14 protein-coding genes are annotated in these 17,287 nt (G+C 69.4%); 6 read left to right on the forward strand and 8 right to left on the reverse strand.

Annotation, left to right across the window (positions count from 1 at the left end):
- Positions 1 to 2 precede the first annotated feature (2 nt).
- From AAF430_00550 to AAF430_00570, 5 genes are all read right to left on the reverse strand, one after another.
- A complete protein-coding gene (locus AAF430_00550; GenBank protein ID MEM7408706.1) occupies positions 3 to 920 on the reverse strand; it encodes an FAD:protein FMN transferase in 918 nt (305 codons plus the stop codon).
- A 5-nt stretch (positions 921 to 925) separates the two neighbouring features.
- Positions 926 to 2,212 carry a DUF3570 domain-containing protein gene (locus AAF430_00555; protein MEM7408707.1) on the reverse strand — a complete coding sequence of 429 codons (1,287 nt, stop codon included), beginning with the start codon at positions 2,210 to 2,212 and terminating at the stop codon, positions 926 to 928.
- 24 nt (positions 2,213 to 2,236) lie between these two features.
- Entirely contained in the window at positions 2,237 to 2,449 is a 213-nt protein-coding gene (locus AAF430_00560) for a DUF4266 domain-containing protein (protein ID MEM7408708.1), read from the reverse strand.
- An 8-nt stretch (positions 2,450 to 2,457) separates the two neighbouring features.
- A complete protein-coding gene (locus AAF430_00565; GenBank protein MEM7408709.1) occupies positions 2,458 to 2,979 on the reverse strand; it encodes a TlpA disulfide reductase family protein in 522 nt (173 codons plus the stop codon).
- A 63-nt stretch (positions 2,980 to 3,042) separates the two neighbouring features.
- Positions 3,043 to 5,241 (reverse strand): thioredoxin family protein, encoded by a 2,199-nt coding sequence (locus AAF430_00570; protein MEM7408710.1) that lies wholly within the window; start codon positions 5,239 to 5,241, stop codon positions 3,043 to 3,045.
- Between the two features lie 488 nt (positions 5,242 to 5,729).
- Between AAF430_00570 and AAF430_00575 the strand changes: the two genes are divergently transcribed.
- From AAF430_00575 to AAF430_00590, 4 genes are all read left to right on the forward strand, one after another.
- Complete coding sequence (locus AAF430_00575; protein ID MEM7408711.1) at positions 5,730 to 6,779, forward strand: hypothetical protein; 1,050 nt, start codon at positions 5,730 to 5,732, stop codon at positions 6,777 to 6,779.
- 92 nt (positions 6,780 to 6,871) lie between these two features.
- Positions 6,872 to 8,992, forward strand: a complete 2,121-nt coding sequence (locus AAF430_00580; protein ID MEM7408712.1) for a LamG domain-containing protein — start codon at positions 6,872 to 6,874, stop codon at positions 8,990 to 8,992.
- A 49-nt stretch (positions 8,993 to 9,041) separates the two neighbouring features.
- Positions 9,042 to 10,547, forward strand: a complete 1,506-nt coding sequence (locus AAF430_00585) for a hypothetical protein (protein ID MEM7408713.1) — start codon at positions 9,042 to 9,044, stop codon at positions 10,545 to 10,547.
- 45 nt (positions 10,548 to 10,592) lie between these two features.
- Positions 10,593 to 11,447 carry an SDR family NAD(P)-dependent oxidoreductase gene (locus AAF430_00590; GenBank protein ID MEM7408714.1) on the forward strand — a complete coding sequence of 285 codons (855 nt, stop codon included), beginning with the start codon at positions 10,593 to 10,595 and terminating at the stop codon, positions 11,445 to 11,447.
- A gap of 21 nt (positions 11,448 to 11,468) precedes the next feature.
- On the opposite strand, the gene hemB is transcribed toward AAF430_00590, so the two are convergent.
- The 3 genes from hemB to AAF430_00605 form a co-directional block, all read right to left on the reverse strand.
- On the reverse strand, positions 11,469 to 12,440 hold the full coding sequence (hemB, locus tag AAF430_00595) for a porphobilinogen synthase (protein MEM7408715.1): 972 nt from the start codon (positions 12,438 to 12,440) through the stop codon (positions 11,469 to 11,471).
- A gap of 64 nt (positions 12,441 to 12,504) precedes the next feature.
- Entirely contained in the window at positions 12,505 to 13,899 is a 1,395-nt protein-coding gene (locus AAF430_00600; protein MEM7408716.1) for an amidohydrolase family protein, read from the reverse strand.
- On the reverse strand, positions 13,893 to 15,305 hold the full coding sequence (locus AAF430_00605; GenBank protein ID MEM7408717.1) for a CoA transferase: 1,413 nt from the start codon (positions 15,303 to 15,305) through the stop codon (positions 13,893 to 13,895). The genes AAF430_00600 and AAF430_00605 overlap by 7 nt, the downstream gene beginning before the upstream one ends.
- A 130-nt stretch (positions 15,306 to 15,435) precedes the next feature.
- Between AAF430_00605 and AAF430_00610 the strand changes: the two genes are divergently transcribed.
- Positions 15,436 to 15,747 (forward strand): hypothetical protein, encoded by a 312-nt coding sequence (locus AAF430_00610; protein ID MEM7408718.1) that lies wholly within the window; start codon positions 15,436 to 15,438, stop codon positions 15,745 to 15,747.
- A gap of 22 nt (positions 15,748 to 15,769) precedes the next feature.
- On the forward strand, positions 15,770 to 17,275 hold the full coding sequence (locus AAF430_00615; GenBank protein MEM7408719.1) for an AMP-binding protein: 1,506 nt from the start codon (positions 15,770 to 15,772) through the stop codon (positions 17,273 to 17,275).
- Positions 17,276 to 17,287 lie beyond the last annotated feature (12 nt).

Below are 17,287 nucleotides of genomic sequence, written 5' to 3' on the forward strand. Positions count from 1 at the left end.
CGCTAGGCGGCGTCGGCGCTGGTGTCGCCGAGGTGCGCTTCCACCGGGCCGCCGTGGGCTTGGCGGGTGTGGGGCAGTCCGAGATCGTCGAGCCAGCGCGCGGCGCTCTCACCCTGGAGCAGGGCGATCGTCGAGGCCGTGCCCGCGATCAGGCAGCGCGACGCGAAGACCGTGACGCTCGCCAGGCTCTCGATGGGCCAGCCGGTGCGGGGGTCGAGCACGTGCCCGTAGCGAACACCGTCGACCACCATGCAGCGTTCGTAGTCGCCGCTCGTCGCGACACCGCCACTCGTCACGGGAACCAGCCCGGCCGGTCGATCGGGTGCGTTTGCGTCCCGCACCCCCACCCGCCAGGGGGCGCCACCGGGGTGGGGGCCGATCACGGCGAGGTCGCCGCCGAGGTCGACGATGCCGCTCTGGCAGCCGGCTTCGCGCAGGAGCTGTGCCACCCGGTCGGCGGCGTATTCCTTCACGAAGCCACCGAGGTCGATCTGCATCCCGGTGTCGGGCAGGCGAATCTCGGGCGCGCACCACTCCACCCGCTGCCAGCCGACATGGGGCAGTAGGGCGTCGATCGCGTCCTGGTGGGGAAGGCGCTCCGATCGGAAATCCCAGGCGCGCCGCAAGATGCCCGAGGTGATGTCGAAGCGTCCTTCGCTCTGTCGGAAGCAGGTCTCGGCGTAGTCGAGCAGCGAGGTCGTCTCGGGATCGACCCGAACCGGCGCGTCACCAGCGCCGGCGTTGATGCGCCCGACGATGCTGTCGCCACGGTAGCGGGAGTACTTGCGCTCGAGTCGCGCAATCTCGCCCCGGGCGGCCGCGGCCCAGTGGCGCGCGCGGCGCGGAGACTCGGCGTAGAGCTGCAGGGCGCACGGGCAGCCCATCGCTTTGAAGCGAAAGGCCTGGAGTCGCGCCGACACCCGCTCTAGAACCGTGCGGTCAGACCGACCGAGAACAGGTTGTAGGAGACGAGGCCCGGGTTCTCGACTTCCACGCTCTGGATCGCGAGATCCGAGGCGCTCTCGTAGCGCTCGAAGGACACGTTGGCGTCCCACAGGAGCTGCCAGGTCTGGAAGCGCGCCGCGGCCTTCAAGCGGTAGGCGAACGCGCCGTACGGCGAGAGGCGGTAGTCGCTCGAGCGATAGCCGTCGCTGCGGGGACCGACGTAGAAGGGTGCGTAGAAGTCCGCCTGGCTCTGGGAGTAGTAGCGGAGCGAGGGGATCAGTCGGATGCGCTCGAAGAGCGTCTGGTACCAGGCCAGCTCGAACTCGTGCGCGTTGATGCCCCAGTCGTCGACGCCGAGCTTGTAGTCGAGGTGCAGCGTGCCGCCCATGCGCGTGAAGTGGTGGCGGAAACGCGTGAGCCACGAGAACTGGTGCCGCTGATCGGGTCGCTCGTCGGTCTCGGGAATGTTCGCCACGAACGCGAGCTTGTACGGGTCCGAGAGGAAGCCGTCGGAGAGCTGGTATTTCAGTGAAGACTGGATCGTGGTGGCGCGCCCGAGCACCTGGGAGGCGCCGAGGGAGAGGTTGTAGGTCTGCTTGTTCTCTTTGTCCGGGCGTGTCGGGAAGAGATCCGTATCGACGGGTTCGATCTGGTCGAAGGAGCCGCCAATGCCCGCCGAGACCGTGGTGTTCTTCTCGTTGAACTGGCGCTCGCCGTTCACGCCGAGATTGACAGCGAGGTAGTCGTTCTCGATCGAGACACCGGTCGAGCCCGAGAGCGTCCCGCGGTCGAGGTAGCGGGTGCCCGTGAGCATGGCGTCGGTGCGCGCTTCGTCGATGGTGGCGCCGGTCATCACCTGGACCGGATCGTCCGCGGGGGTCGCACCCGGGGTGACGTACCACGGCGTGGCGCCCGTCATCGTCTCGTGGGCGAGTTCGAGTCCGACTCCCCAGCGGTCGCCGACGGGCGCCTCGAAGCGGAACTGGTGGATGTCGATCTCGTAGCGGTCGCGCTCGCTGCCCGGTGCGGCCTTGCCACTGTCGAGGCTGTCTTCGCTGTACTGCGAGTACTTGTAGTCGGCGCGCATCTCGAGGGGAGCCGACTCGGCCGACGCGCGATCGGCGAGCCCGGGCAGCGCGAGGGCGCCCGAGGTGATCGCGTGCAGGAAGGTCCGCGGTTGGGTCTGGCGCTCGAGGCGCTTCGCCTGTCGGCGGCGCTGTCGCGCCCGCCGTGCGGCGGCCTTGTTCTGCGCTCTGCGTCGGCTCATGGATCCCTCGCGTACGCTCGGCAGCTAGTTGCAGCCGCAGCCGCCGCCGCCGGCGGCGCCGCCGTCGAGCGAGCCTTCCTTGCTGAATTCGATGTGCTTCTCGAGTGCCGACTCGAGCGGGTCGGGATCCCATGCCATGTCGGTACGGGCCAGGACGTCCCGTTCCCAGGGACGCACGGACTCACAACCCACGGCACCCAGGAGCACCACAGCCAGCAGCAGGACGGACGCACGCATCGCCATTCCTATCGTCCTGCCGCGACGAGGGCCTGAATGCGCTTGCGCAGGCTCTCGACGTCCTGCTTGCGGAAGCCCTTGTGGACGTGGTGGACGGTTCCGTTGCGATCGATCAAGAACGAGGTGGGCATGGTTTCCACCCCGAACTGGGCCGGGGTCTCCCCCTTGGGATCCAGGCCGCTCGGGTAGCCGACCGGTCGGCGCTTCAAGAACTTCTTCGCGGCCGCGCTCGTCCCATCCACGTTGATGGCGACGACCTGGAAGTCCTCTTCGGGGAACTCCTGGCGGAGCGCGTCGAGGGCCGGCAGCGCTTGGGCGCAGGGGCCGCACCAGGACGCCCAGAAATCGAGGTAGACGACCTTCCCGCGATGCTCCTCGAGCGACACGGTGCCGCCGGTGAGGCCGGGCAGCTGGAACGACGGGGCCGTCTCGCCGGCCTCGACGGCCTGAGTGGCGGAAGCGCTCAGGAGCACCGCGAGCGCGAGAGCGGCAAGGGCGGAACGAGACGTGCGGCGGGGGAGGTTCGACACGATGAGGGTCCTCGTTGTTGTCCGGTGCATCGATGCACCGGCAAGTTCACTCGGTGATGCAGATCACGACCGGGGCGCGGCGCCGGCGACTTCGCGAAGGGCCGTGCGCAGTCCGTCTCGGGTGAGCAGCTCGGGGAGCAAGCGCGGCGCTGCGGCCCCGGGGGCGTAGAGCGCGTAGACCGGAACGCCGGCCTTGCCCAACGCGGCGAGTGCGCCGCGGATGCGGTCGTCACGGCGCGTCCAGTCCGCGCGGTAGACCACGTAGTCGAGCTGCGACAGGGTTTCGGCGAGCGACGGGTCCGCGAGCACGCCCTTCTCGTTCACTTTGCAGGTCACGCACCAGTCGGCGGTGAAGTAGACGAAGACCGGGCGACCCTCGGCGAGGCTCGCCGAGACGGCGTCTGCCGAATAGGGCAGGGCGCTCTCGATCGCTGGCGCTTCGGGCTCCGCGCGGCTCTGCGGGGTGAGATCGATGGCGCCGATCCCGGCCGTGGTCACCGCGATCATCGCCACGGCGAAGACGGCGGCCGAGACCGACACGCCGCGTCGTTGCAGCAGGCCCAGCAGGAATCCGACGAAGGCCACGGCCACCAGCAACATCAGCGTGGCGATCACCGCCTCGGGTCCACTCGCCCGGCCCAGGATCCACAGGAGCCATACCACCGTGAGCAGCAGGGCGAAGGCGAGGAACCCGCGCAGGTCGCTCATCCACGGGCCCGAGCGCGGCATCCGCCGGGCCCAACCCGGGAAGGCGGCGGCCAACAAGAAGGGCGTCGCGAGCCCCAACCCGATGGAGAGGAAGATCGTGATGATCACCGGCGCCGAGCTCGCGAAGGCGAACCCGACCGCCGTACCGAGGAAGGGGGCGGAGCAGGGTGTCGCGAGCGCCACGGCGAGCAGTCCGTCGAAGAAGCTCCGACCGGCGCCCGGGGCGTTGCTGCCGATGGCGCTGAGCCTCGACGTGTCGACGAGAATTTCGAAGCCACCGAACAGGTTCAGCGCAAAGGCGACCAGCAGGCACGAGACGGCGACCAGGAAGCCGGGCTCCTGGAGCTGGAAGCCCCAGCCGACCGCATGGCCGGCGGAGCGCAGCGCGAGCACCACCAGGGCGAGCGCCAGCATCGAGAGGCCGATGCCCGCCATGTAGGCCGCGGCGTGGCGTCGATGCTCGTGGTGCGAGCCCTGGGCGAGCTGCGCCAGCCCGGCGAGCTTGATCGCGAGCACCGGCAACACGCAGGGCATGAGATTGAGGATCAGGCCTCCGACCCAGCCGAGCAGCAGCGCACGCAGCCACTCGCCGAGCCCTCCTGGGGTGGGATCACTCGCGGCCGGCAGTGCGGTGGCCGTCGCGACCGGCACTTCGCGCAGGTCGATCTCGACGCTGCGGGGGGTGCCGCTCGCATCGACCAGGGACAGGACACCGGCCGGGTGGGGGGCGAGGGCGCTTTCGTCGAGCGGCTCCCCGACGAGTGCGATCTCGAACGCTCCGGCGCGGCCATCCGCGACCGGCGTGGCTGCGCTCGCGCGCCAATCGGCTGCCTCGCTGGCGTAGGGGAAGAACGGGAAGCTCCCATCGGCGGCGCGCCAATCGCAGTCCTCGGCGCTACCGCACGGTTCCACCCGCAAGCGCGCCCGCAGCTGGCCCTCGGCGTTCGTGGCCACGGGTTCGACGAGGCGCACCGAGACGCCGACCGCTTCGGACGGAAGCGGCACACGCGCGGACTCGGCGTCGAAGCGCGCGACCACCTCGGCGGGCGCCGGCGACAGCGGTGCGCGCAACGCGAAACGGGCGGGGAGGCAGACATGGGCACAGACCAGTGCTTCGACGTCGGCGACGACGGCCGTCGCGTCGTCGGGGAAGCGCGCTTCGCTCACCAACAAGACGGGGCGCGCGTACCCGTAGGAGAGCAGGTCGATCTCACGGTCATAGAAGGCTTCCGGGGCGGGCCACGCGAGCGGCCCCATTTCGGGCGCCGCGTCGCTTCCTTCCAGGCCCCACGCGACCTTCGGCGGCAGACCGGTATCGCCGGCGTTGCGCCAATACACGTGCCAGCCGGGCGAGGGGACGAGTTCCAAGCCGATCCGCCAGGCGCCCTCGCTCGGGGTTGCCCAGAGGCGCGCGGTCAAGCGGTCTTCGCCTCCTTCGGGGGCTCCATGGGCCTCGGCGGTTCGATGCGTGTCCGCATGGGCCAGGCCGAACCACAGACACAGGACGAGGCTCGAGAGCCAGGCGAAGAGAAGTCGGGGGGGAGTGCTTCGCATAGGTGTCTCCGGTCGCGTCATCGGTCCGTGTCGACGTCGGGTTGAATGCTTGTGTTCGGATCTCCCCCGGGATGCGTTCGGATCTCCGCGCGCGCGTCGACCTCACGGCGGTTCGGCGGTTGCCGGTGAACTGCACATGCCGGTTGCCGATGTGGACCTTGCGTTCACTTGCGCGCAACGTGCCGACCCGCCGCTTCGATTTCTCGAAACGAGTCGGGCTTTGGTGATGCGGATCACAAGGCTGCGAGGGGAATCCACCGTAACGAATCGACAACGGCCAAGGAGAGGGGCCGTTGGGTGATCAGAGGATTCCCATGACCCCGCATCTCCTTCGACCGCATGCGCGTCGTCGCGACTTCGGTGCTCTCGTCGTCGCGCTTCTCGTTCTCCTTCTCGCCGCATCTGCTCACGCAGACCGGAGAGACCGCGCCAAGCGTATGTTCGATCGCTTGGTCGGCGTTCCGCCCACAGAAGCGCAGCTGACTCTCATGCTGAACGAGATGGGCCCTCCGGGCTCCACTCCGACGCAGGCCCAGCTGCGCGCTGCGGCGCTCGAAGCCATGGAGAGCCCCGACTTCTACAACGTGGCGCTCGCCAACTTCGTGAAGCCGTGGACCAACGTGGAACGCACCGTCTTCGTCGACATGAACGACTACGTGGCGACCGTGATCGGCAGTATCCGTGATGGCCACCCCTTCGATCAGGTGCTGACCGCGGATCGCGTCTACATCGCGGCGCCCGGCATGGTGCCGACCGACTACGCGATCGACAGCAACCAGCACTATCGCGAGATCGAGATGATGGGCCTCGATCTCTCGAACGACACGGTGTTGGTGGAGCGGACCCAGTCGTTCTTCCACCCCGAGATGAACCCCGAGGACACGGCGGGCGTCACGACGACCCGCGCGGCGGCCGAAGCCTTCTTCAGCGCGGGTACGAACCGCCGGATGTGGCGCTTCACTTCGCTGAACTACCTGTGCCGCGACCTCGAGGAAATGAAGGACACCAACCGCGCCGCCGACCGCGTCCGCCAGGACGTGAGCCGCAGCCCGGGCGGTGACAGCGCGATCTTCCATACCCAGTGCGTGGGCTGTCACGCGGGCCAGGACGCTCTCGCCGGGGCCTATGCCTACTTCGAATGGGCCCCGGACGAGGGCCTCGAAGGCCGCATGATGCACACGCGCGGCCAGGTCCAGGGGAAGTACGCGATCAACACGGGCGTCTTCCCGGGCGGTCACATCACCGTCGACAACAGCTGGCAGAACCTCTGGCGCTCGGGCGGCAACGCCGCCCTGGGCTGGAGCGACAGCGAACTCGGCAGCGGTCTGGGCATGAAGACGCTGGGCGCCGAGGTGGCTCACAGCCGCGCCTTCGCGGTTTGCCAGGTGCAGAAGGTCTTCGAGCACGTCTGCTTCCGACCCGCCCAGGTCGAAGCCGACGCGACGGCCATCGAGTCGATCGCCGACACGTTCGAGCAGGGCTACGACATGCTCGGCGTCTTCGCGGACGTGGCGGTGCACTGCACGGAGGGGGAATAGCCATGAACCGGCACATCCTCCGAACGAACTTTCTGGAACATCGTCACGGCGCTGGAGGCGGGCCGTCGTGCGAGAAGCGAGTGGAGCGTTCCATGCACTCTCGTACGCGAATCGAATGGAAGCGAAGCGCACGTCTGTGCGCCCTGGTGTTCACCGCCGCCCTGGCCTTTGGCTGCGGTGAGTTCGGTGGCGGGTCGGGCGGCAGTTCGGGCGGTGGCTCCTCGGGTTTCTTGAACCTCTCGGCCCAGGCCGGTGGTGTCGAGGCCTTCGAGGCGACGGTCTACCCCCTCGTCACGACCTACTGCACGACCTGTCATGCGGGCAGCGGCCCCGGTTCGCCTCACTTCGCGGCACCCAGTGTCTCCACGGCGTATCAGCAGATCACGTCGCAGGGCAAGGTGAACCTCGGGAACCCCTCGGCTTCGCGGATGGTCGTGAAGCTGGTCTCCTTCAACCACCACTGCTGGCCGCCGAGCTGCGCCACTGCCGGCGCCGAGATGGCCGCCGCCATCCAGGCATGGGCCGACGCGGTCGACTTCGGCTCCGGCGGTGTCAGCGTGGACGGTGCGCTCTCGAGCGGTAGCCAGGCCTTCAGCGACGGCATCGTCGATACGGGCAGCGAGCGCTACTTCGGCAACCTGATCGCGCTCTACGAGTTCAAGGAAGGCACGGGCGATACCGCCTTCGATACGAGTGGCGTGGCGCCGGCCATGGACCTCGATCTGCGCGGCGACGCCGAATTCCTGAGCAACTGGGGCATCATCGTCGAGAACGGCTCTCTGCGCGCGAGCGACGCGGCCAGCCGCAAGCTCTACGATCGCATCGCCGACCCGACGAACGGGACGCAGCAGTACACGGTCGAGGCCTGGGTCACCCCGGCCAACATCGACCAGACCGGCCCGGCCCGCATCGTGTCCTACTCGCGGAACACGAACGAGCGGAACTTCACGCTCGGGCAGGTCGAGTACAACTACAACGTGCGCAACCGGAACATCGATCCGGGCGCACAGGACGAAGGCACGAACGGTCTCCCCGCCCTCCAGACCGAGGATGCGGACCGCGATGCTCAGGATCGTCTGCAGCACGTGGTGGTCACCTACGACCAGTTCCGCGGTCGCCGGATCTACGTCGACGGCGTGTTCACCGACGACACGGATCCGCTTCCGGCCAGTCGGCTCTGGAACTGGGACCCGAGCTACACGTTCGTGCTTGCCAACGAGCGCTCGAACAATCGACGCTGGATGGGTCAGCTGCGGCTGGTCGCCGTCTACAACCAGGCTCTCACCGACGCCCAGATTCGTCAGAACTTCGAGGCGGGAGTCGGCGAGCGCATCCTGATGCGCTTCGACGTGGCCCAGTGGATGGGCGCGGGAGCCTCGGTCGAGTTCGTGGTCACCGACTTCGACCAGTACAGCTACCTCTTCTGTCAGCCCACGATGCGGACCCCGGCTCCGAACGGCAGCCGCATCTCGAACATCCAGATCGCGGTGAACGGCGACATCGCCACCAGCGGTCAGGGCTTCCAGACGATCGACACCACGTCCTCGGGCACGCGGCAAGAGCTCTCGCGCCAGTGCACGGTGGTGCCGAAGGGTGGCAGCGGTTCCGACGACACGTTCACCCTGGTCTTCGAGCATCTCGGCGGCTTCCAGAACGTGGTGGTCGAGGACCCGGTCGACCCGGCGCCGGTCATCCTGGATCCGGACCCGCGTCCGGTGAACGGTCTGCGCGACTTCGTGCGGGTGAACGAGGCCTTCGCTCGGATCACCGGTCAGAGCACGGACGTGGCCGCGGCGACCTATGACGAGATCGCGGAGCAGCTGCCGCCGGACTACGACGTGCGCTCCTTCGTGTCGTCCCACCAGGTCGCAACGGCGAAGCTCGCCCTCGAGTACTGCGACGCGCTGGTCGAGGGTCCGGACCGGTCCACCTACTTCCCGGGCTTCAACTTCGGGCAGACGGCCGACCTCGCCTTCGACACCGATGGGGAACGGCAGCAGATCTTCGATCCGCTCTATGCCCGCATGGTCGGATCGAATCTGGTGATGCAGCCGACGGAAGCCGAGGTGGACGCCCACCTGTTGGCGCTGGTGAACCAGCTGACGGCGGTGTGTTCCACGCCGGCCGGCTGCACCGATCCGAATCGAACGCTCACGGTCGTGAAGGGCACCTGCGCCGCCGTTCTCAGCAGCGCGGCTGTCACCCTCCACTAAGCCCGACCCGGAAACCCAACTCCGACACGATTCAAAGAGAGGACCTCCCATGTCCAAGAATCGACGCTACAGCGAAGGGGTCATGGCCCCCTACCGGTACCCGGACCACCCGCGCCCGCGGACCCGGCGTGAGTTCCTGGCCCAGGGCTTCATCACCGGCTCGGCGTGGATCGCCGCCCCGAGTCTGCTCGGCCTGTTCAAGTCCGAGGAGGCGAAGGCCCAGGCGATGGTGAGCTGCGGTCTCGGCGGGGCGGGCGGAAAGCTCCCCTTCCTGATCTTCGACCTCGGAGGCGGGGCGAGCATCGCGGGCTCGAACGTCCTGGTGGGTACGAACACGCAGCTCGATCCGATGTCGCCCGATGGCTACCGGAAGATGGGCCTGCCGGCCGATCGCACGCCGGCGGACCCGGCCTTCATCGACACCTCGATGGGGCTGGCGTTCCACACCCAGAGCGCCTTGCTGCGCGGCATCCGGATGCGTGCGAGCGATACGACGATCGCCAACACGAACGGGGTCGTCTTCGCGGCGCGCTCGGACAACGACACGGGCAACAACCCGCTCAACCCGATCTACGGCATCAACGCGGCCGGGGCGGCAGGTGCGCTGCTCGGCTCGGTCGGGACCCGCGCGAGTGATTCGGGCGGGCGGTCGACGATCCCGATGTCGATGTTCGATCCCACGGTCCGTCCTACGAAGGTCGATCGGCCGAGTGAGGCCACCGGGCTCGTCGACACGGGCAAGCTCCTGACCCTGTTGGACGACCCGGCGGACGCGTCGGCCGTGATGGCCGCCGCGGAGGCGATCTCCGGCGACAAGGTGGCGAAGCTGCCCGAGACCGACCTCGTGAAGGGGTTGATCAACTGCAGCTTCCAGGAGACCACCGAGCTGGTGACCGACTTCGGCGATCCGAACGCGCTCGATCCGCTCCAGGATCCCATGCTCACCTCGGTGATCGCGCCGGGTGAGTTCGGCCAGAGCGAGTTCCGGAAGACCGGAACCATTATGAAGCTCGTACTCGACGACTATGCGGGCGTCGGCACGATGGAGTTCGGTGGCTACGACTACCACAACGGCACGCGCGAGCTCGGTGAGCGGAAGGACGAGATCGCCGGCCAGCAGATCGGCGCCGCCCTCGAGTACGCCGCGCTTCTGAACAAGCCGGTCGTGATCTATCTGATGAGCGACGGATCGGTGTTCAGCGACGGCGCCGTCGACAACACGGAGGACGGAGACGGGAAGCTCGTCTGGCGGGGCGACAACTCGTCGACCGCGTGCGCGGTGCTGCTCGTCTACGATCCCGATGGTCGTCCGGCGCTCGCGGGCAACGGCAACCAGATCGGGTACTACCGCGACTCCGCCTCGGTGGAGACGGCGTCCTCGATCGTGGGCGACAACGTGACCGCGCTGACCGAGGCGGTCGTGCTCAACTACCTCGCGCTCCACAACGAGACGGGCCGCCTGAGCGACGTGCTGCCGAACCACATCCTGGGCTCGGACACGGCCGTGCTCGACTCGGTGATCGGGTTCGCGAACCTGCCGCGCTTCAACACCTGATTCTCCCTGAGTCACGACCGCACCCGATCCTGATAGACTCGCGCGATGCGAGACTTCCAGGGACGGGTAGCGGTCGTGACCGGTGCGGCGAGTGGGATCGGACGCGCCCTCGGCGTGCGCTTCGCCGAAGCGGGCATGAATGTGGTGCTGGCGGACGTGCAACGCGACGCCCTCGAGGCCACGGCAGCGCAGCTGCGCGAGCACGGCGGCGAGGTGCGGGCCGTGGTCACGGACGTGACCCAGGCCGATGATCTGCTCGCACTCGCGGAAGCCACCGAGGACGCGTTCGGGGCGGCGCACGTGGTGTGCCACAACGCCGGCGTATTCGCGGCGGGGCTGTCCTGGGAAGCGCCGCTGACGGACTACGCCTGGGTCCTCGACGTCAACGTCTGGGGCGTGATCCACGGGATCCGGGCATTCACGCCACGCCTGCTGTCTCACGGAGAACCGGCCCATCAGGTGATCACGGCTTCGATGGCCGGCGTGACGACGTCGCCCTTCGTGGCGCCCTACACGTTGAGCAAGCATGCGGCCGTCGCGCTGGCAGAGACGCTGTACCTGGAGCTGCGCGCGAAGCAGTCCGCGATCGGGGTGTCGGTCTTGTGCCCCGAGGTGGTCGCGACGCGAATCGGCGACTCGGAGCGCAACCGCCCCGAGCACCAGAAGCGTGACGGCCCCACGCACGCCGAGCGAGACCTCGTCGAGGACGCGCTCCGCGCGAGCACGGTGGGAGGGCTCGCCCCCGAGGCGATCGCGGCGCGCACCTTCGAGGCGATCGAAGAGGATCGCTTCTACGTGTTCCCGCCGGACGGCGATCCGTGGCGACTCGCGTGCGAGCGTCGGCTCGACGACATCCGTCACGTGCGCAACCCGAACTACGAACCCCCGGTCAGCAGCTGATCCGCAGGGGGGATCGGGCGCTCAGTCGGCGAGCAGGCGGGCCGCGTCGAGGGCGCCGTAGGTGAAGATCACGTCGGCACCGGCGCGCTTGAGCGAGAGCAGGCTCTCGAGCAGGCAGGCGTCGTAGTCGAGCCAGCCGCGCTCGGCGGCGGCACGGAGCATCGCGTACTCGCCGCTCACGTGGTACGCCGCGACGGGCAGCGCGGTGTTGTCGCTCACCAGCCGAATGATGTCGGCATACACGAGCCCCGGCTTCACCATCAGCCAATCGGCACCCTCGGCTTCGTCGAGGGCGATCTCCCGAAGGGCCTCGCGCGCGTTGGCCGGATCCATCTGGTAGGTCTTCTTGTCGCCGGCGCGGGGCGTCGAGTCGAGCGCCTCGCGGAAGGGACCGTAGAAGGCCGACGCGTACTTCGTGCAGTAGCTGCCGATGGCGACCTCGGAATGGCCGGCTTCGTCGAGGGCGTTGCGGATCGCGCCAACCCGGCCGTCCATCATGTCCGACGGGGCGACGATGTCGGCCCCGGCGTCGGCCTGGGCGACGGCCATCGCGGCGAGAATCGGCAGGGTCTCATCGTTGTCGATGCGGTCGCCGATCACCACGCCGTCGTGGCCATCCGAGGAATAGGGATCGAGGGCGACGTCCGTGATCACGAGCAGCTCGGGTTGGGCGTTCTTCAGCGCGCGGACCGCTCGCTGGAGCAGCCCATCGGGTTTCGTGCTGGCGCTGCCGCGGGGATCCTTCTCGTCATCGGGCAGGGCCGGGAAGAGCGCGACGCCGGGGACGCCCAGGCTCGCGGCTTCGCGCGCTTTCTGTACGAGGAGGTCGATCGACAGGCGGGCATGTCCGGGCATCGAATCGATCGGCGTCGCGTGGTTCTCGCCCTCCTGCACGAAGAGCGGCAGGACGAGGTCGTCCGGGCGGAGTTGCGTTTCGCGCAGCATGCGGCGCAGGGCCGGGCGAGCGCGGTTGCGACGCGGTCGGATGTGCATGGACGAAGGGTATCGTCCTGCCCGAAGCGTCGCGATGTGGGCCGGGTCACGCGACCCGAAGCGTTCAGGGGGCCGGATGCACACGTCGGCCCGCGCACCAGGTCGCGGCGACGTCGTCTGTCGAGAGGCGTTCGCGCGCCGCGCGCCACGGGCGGTCGAGCAGGCAGAGGTCGGCGGGGGCGTCCACTTCGATGCGCCGCGCTTCGCCACCGGGAGCATCGAGGGGCGTCATGAAGAGGGCGAGTGCGGCTTCGGGCGAGAGCGCTTCGGATGCATCGAACACGGAGCCCGAGGCACTCCGCCGCTCGACCGCCGCGCGCATCGAGCGCCAGGGATCGGGGCCTCCGAAGGGTGCGTCGCTCCCGGCGGCGAGGGGCACGCCCGCTGCGTGCCACCCGGCCGCACGGTAGAGCCAGGGCTGGTCCTTGGCCGGCACGTCGACGCGGTACTGCTCGCCGCGTTCGGCGAGGAAGTGGGGTTGGGTCACCACCCGAAGTCCGGCTGCGGCCACCGCGTCCACGACCTCGGGCGGCGCCACGGCGGCGTGTTCGATGCGATCGCCCGGATGGCTTCCGGCCTCCTGCAAGCCCGCGATGCAGAAGACGAGCTCGGTGCGCGTCACGCAGTGAACGGCCACGGCGCGGTCGCGTTCGTGCGCCCTGCGCGCCGTGGCCACGAATGCCTCGAAGGGCGGCAGGCGCGCTTCGTCGAGCAGGATCTTGCGCTCGCCGGGCGCACAGCGTTCGCTGCCGAAACCCTCGACTGAATCGTCGCCCATGATGCGCAGTCGCTGGGGGAACTCGCCCGTGTCCTGACGTCGGGCGAGCTCGGCGGAGCGCGCCGCGTCGTTGGTGGCCGACGCGTCGGTGACGCCGGTAACGCCACAGCGTGCGAGTCGGCGGCCGACCGCCTCGAGCGTCGGAGGCGATGCCGCCAGGCGTTCCTGCAGCCACGCATCGAGGCGAAACAGACGGCCGTCGAGATGGCCCCGCGCATCGCGCTCGGCGCCGGTCGGCGGCGCCGTGCCGGCGCACACGCGGTCGAGGGCGGCGCTGTTGAGGATCCACAGCGAGCCGCTGCGGTGCTGGATCCGCGCCGGACGATCGGGGAGCCACGCGTCGAGGCGCGCGCGGTCGAGTGGACCCGCCACCGACTCGTGGTAGCCGACGCCGCGCAGCCAGCTGTCATCACTCGGGGGCGCGTTCCGGAGCGTTTCGACGAGGGCGGCTTCCGTCGTCACGTCGGGCGGTCCGCAGGCGACGGATACGGCCTGGGCCGCCAGTGCGAACAGATGCAGGTGGTGATCGTGCAGGCCGGGCAGTAGGGCGCCGCCCGCCGCGTCGTGCACGGGTTCGTTCGGGTTGCTGGGGAGCGCCGCCCCGACGGTCACGATGCGTCCGTTGGCGATCCGGACGTCCTGGTGGGCGACGCCGCCGATCTCGGCGTTGCGGATCAACACGTGCGCAGTTCGCGTCGCCAGGTCGTCGTGTCCGCACCGAGTGGACGCGCGCGTCCGCGCGGAGCGCGTGCGCGTGGAGCGGCGACCGGCGTCTCGTCTTCGCCCGCGTGCACACGCAGCGCCTCGCCCGAGCCCCCCAGGTGGTAGGGACCCGTGGGCGCGAAGCGCAGCGCGTGCCGCGCGACGCCCGCCAGGGAGACGTCAAGTCGCTCGCCGCCCCCTGTCCGCCACGCCGCCCAGACCGCCAGGGTCGCGTGCAGACCGGCCAGGGGGTCGGCGATGGCGTCCCCGCAGAAGACCGGGTCTCCCGATCCCGCCACCGCGTCGCTACACCCGGCAGCGACACCCGCGTCGTCCCCGAACGCGACGCGTCCCGGGCTCGGATCGCTTCGCCCGTAGCCGGTCAGCGAGAGCCAGACCCGCCCCGGGCGCGCCGTGAGGAAATGCTCTGAGTCGAGACCCCATTGGGCGAGCGCGCGCGGGCGGGTGCTTTCGAGCACGACGTCGGCGGCGTCGAACAGGGCGCCGAGCAACGCCTGGTCGCCCGGGTCGGTCGTATCCACCGCCACCGAGGCCTTGCCGGCGTTCAGGAGATCGAAGAAGCGGCGGTCGCCCCCTCGCGCACCGTCGGGACGTCCGACACTCTCGATCTTCACCACCCGTGCCCCGACATCGGCGAGCCCGCTGCCGACGAGCGGCCCGGCCCACAGCGCGGTGAAGTCGAGCACCAGCGGCGGCCGTCGGGGCGGCGCGCCCCTCGGACCGAATGGTTCGCGACGGCACCAGACCTCGGGGACGGTGGGGTCGGACGCAACGGCAAAGGGGAGACCGAGCCAGCCCGCGCGTTCGGCGAGCGTGGCGCGAGACTGCGTCGCGACGCCGCGGCGGGCGAACGCCCAGGCGTCGCTCGTGCCACCCGGGGTCTCGAGCCAAGCGGGGAGGGCGTCGCGGTCGTCCGTCCGCGCCAGGTTCAGGGCCACCCAACCGTCGGCAGCACGCAACAGACGGCAGCTTCTCCCCGGTGCCTCGCTGCCTGCGCGTCCCAGGCCGAGCAGCGCGGCGCGCTCGCCGAGCAGGACCGAGGCACCTTCCGCGCCGTCGTTCCCCCGCCCGGGGGGCCGCAGCCCGAGGGCGGTCCACGCCAGGCCCACCCCGTCGGCGCAGGCGGCCAACGCGCCATCGGGGACGCGTGGGGTCTGCCCGGGCAAGCCGGTGAGGGCCATCGCTCCGCACCGCGCCCAGGCCAGCGCCGGCGCAGGCGGCGGGGGGGCGGGCGCCGCACGTGTGGAGACACCCAGATCTTCCAGCAGCCGGCGCGCGTAGCGACCGGCGATTCCCTGTGCCGGGATCGGAAGCGGAGCCGGGATCGGAGTCGGAACCGGCGGGGCTGCGGGGCGATGCGACATGGCGATCAACGAGAGGTCAGTCTACCCGGACCGACGACGGCCGGAATCCCCAGGCCCACGGGCTTGCGGTAGGATGGCGCGGCTCCGGGGGCCGATGCCCCGGCAGACGTTCATTGAGGGTGGGTGTTCGATGGCACAATTGAAGGCGGGAAGTCGGATTCAGAGCGCGGTGTGCGCGACCGAGTTGATGGTGATCCAGGCGCCCGACGGCGACGTCGACGTGCGCTGCGGCGGCGAGCCGATGCTCGACATTGGCGCCGACAAGCCCGCCGGCGCAGCACCCAACCCGGACTTGAAGGCGGGCAGCCAGATCGGCAAGCGCTACGTCGACGAGGGCGGCACGATCGAGTTGCTCTGCACCAAGCCGGGCGAGGGAACCCTGGCCCTGGGCGACGCACCGCTCGTGCTGAAGGAAGCGAAGCCGCTTCCCGCGTCCGACTGATCGCCGAGCGACAGGAGCCGCTATGAACCTGATGATGCTGCTCGAGATGGCGGCTTCGGGGTTTCCCGACCGCGTCGCGGTCACCGACGGGGTCGACCGGCTCACCTACGGCGAACTCTTCGCCGCGGCGGGCGCCGCGGCCGCCGAGATTCGCGAATCGGGCGCGACCCGCGCAGCCGTCCTCGATGTCAGCAGCCTGGCCCTGCCCGTCGGACTGTTTGCGAGCGCCTGGGCGGGCGTGCCCTTCGTGCCGCTCAACTATCGACTCACCGGCGAAGAACTCGATCGCCTGATCGAACAGATCACGCCGTGCCACCTGATCACCGACCCCACCCGCGCGGCGGAGCTCGACGCGCGCGAGGGGGTGAAGGCATCGACCCGCGACGACTTCCTCTCGCGCTCGCGAGCGGGGACCGCGCTCGACGCCAGCTGGGGCATGGATCCCGAGGAGATCGCGATCCTGCTCTTTACGAGTGGGACCACCGGCCCGCCGAAGGCGGCCGTGCTGCGGCACAAACACCTCGTGTCCTACATCCTGACGTCGGTCGAGTTCGGGAGTGCGCCGGAGGGTTCGGCCGGGCTGGTGAGCGTGCCGCCGTATCACATTGCTGGGATGGCGGCGATCGCGAGCTCGATCTACTCGGGTCGCAAGATCGTGCAGCTGCCGAACTTCGATGCCGACGCCTGGATCGATCTCGCGCTGCGCGAGTCGGTCACCCATGCGTTCGTCGTCCCGACGATGCTCACGCGGATCGTCGACGCTCTCGAGACGAAGAAGACCGAGCTGCCTTCGTTGGTCGCGCTCTCCTACGGCGGAGGCAAGATGCCACTGCCCGTGATCGAGCGGGCCATGAAGCTGTTTCCGGTTTCCACGGATTTCACGAACGCCTACGGACTCACCGAGACCAGCTCGACGCTCACCGTGCTCGGCCCCGACGATCACCGGGTGGCTTCGGTCGCCGACACTGACGAAGGCCGACGTCGCCTCGGTTCGGTCGGGCGCGCGCTGCCCAGCGTCGAGATCGAGATCCGCGACGAGGACGGCAAGGCCGTCGCCGCCGGTGTGCGCGGCGAGATCTACGTGCGCGGCGAACAGGTATCGGGCGAGTACCTGGGAAAGGGCACCCGCGTCGAGAACGACGGCTTCTTCCCGACCCGCGACGGCGGTTGGATCGACGACGAGGGCTACCTCTTCCTCGAGGGGCGCATCGACGACATCATCGTCCGGGGTGGCGAGAACATGTCGCCGGGCGAGATCGAAGAGGTGCTGCTCGACCACGAGTCGGTCGCGGACTGCGCCGTGGTCGGGATCCCCGACGAGCAGTGGGGCGAGGCGGTCGCCGCGGCGATCGTGTGCAAGTCGGGCTGCGAGGTCGAGGCCGACGCGCTGCGGGCGTACGTGAAGGACCAGCTGCGGTCCTCCCGGGTTCCCCAGCACATCTCCTTCGTGGGCGAGCTCCCCTACAACGAGACGGGGAAGTTGTTGCGCCGTGTCGTGCGGAGCGACTTCGCAGCGAAGGGCTCCTAGCCCCGCTGGGGG

The organism is Myxococcota bacterium (assembly GCA_039030075.1).
Classification (GTDB): domain Bacteria; phylum Myxococcota_A; class UBA9160; order UBA9160; family SMWR01; genus JAHEJV01.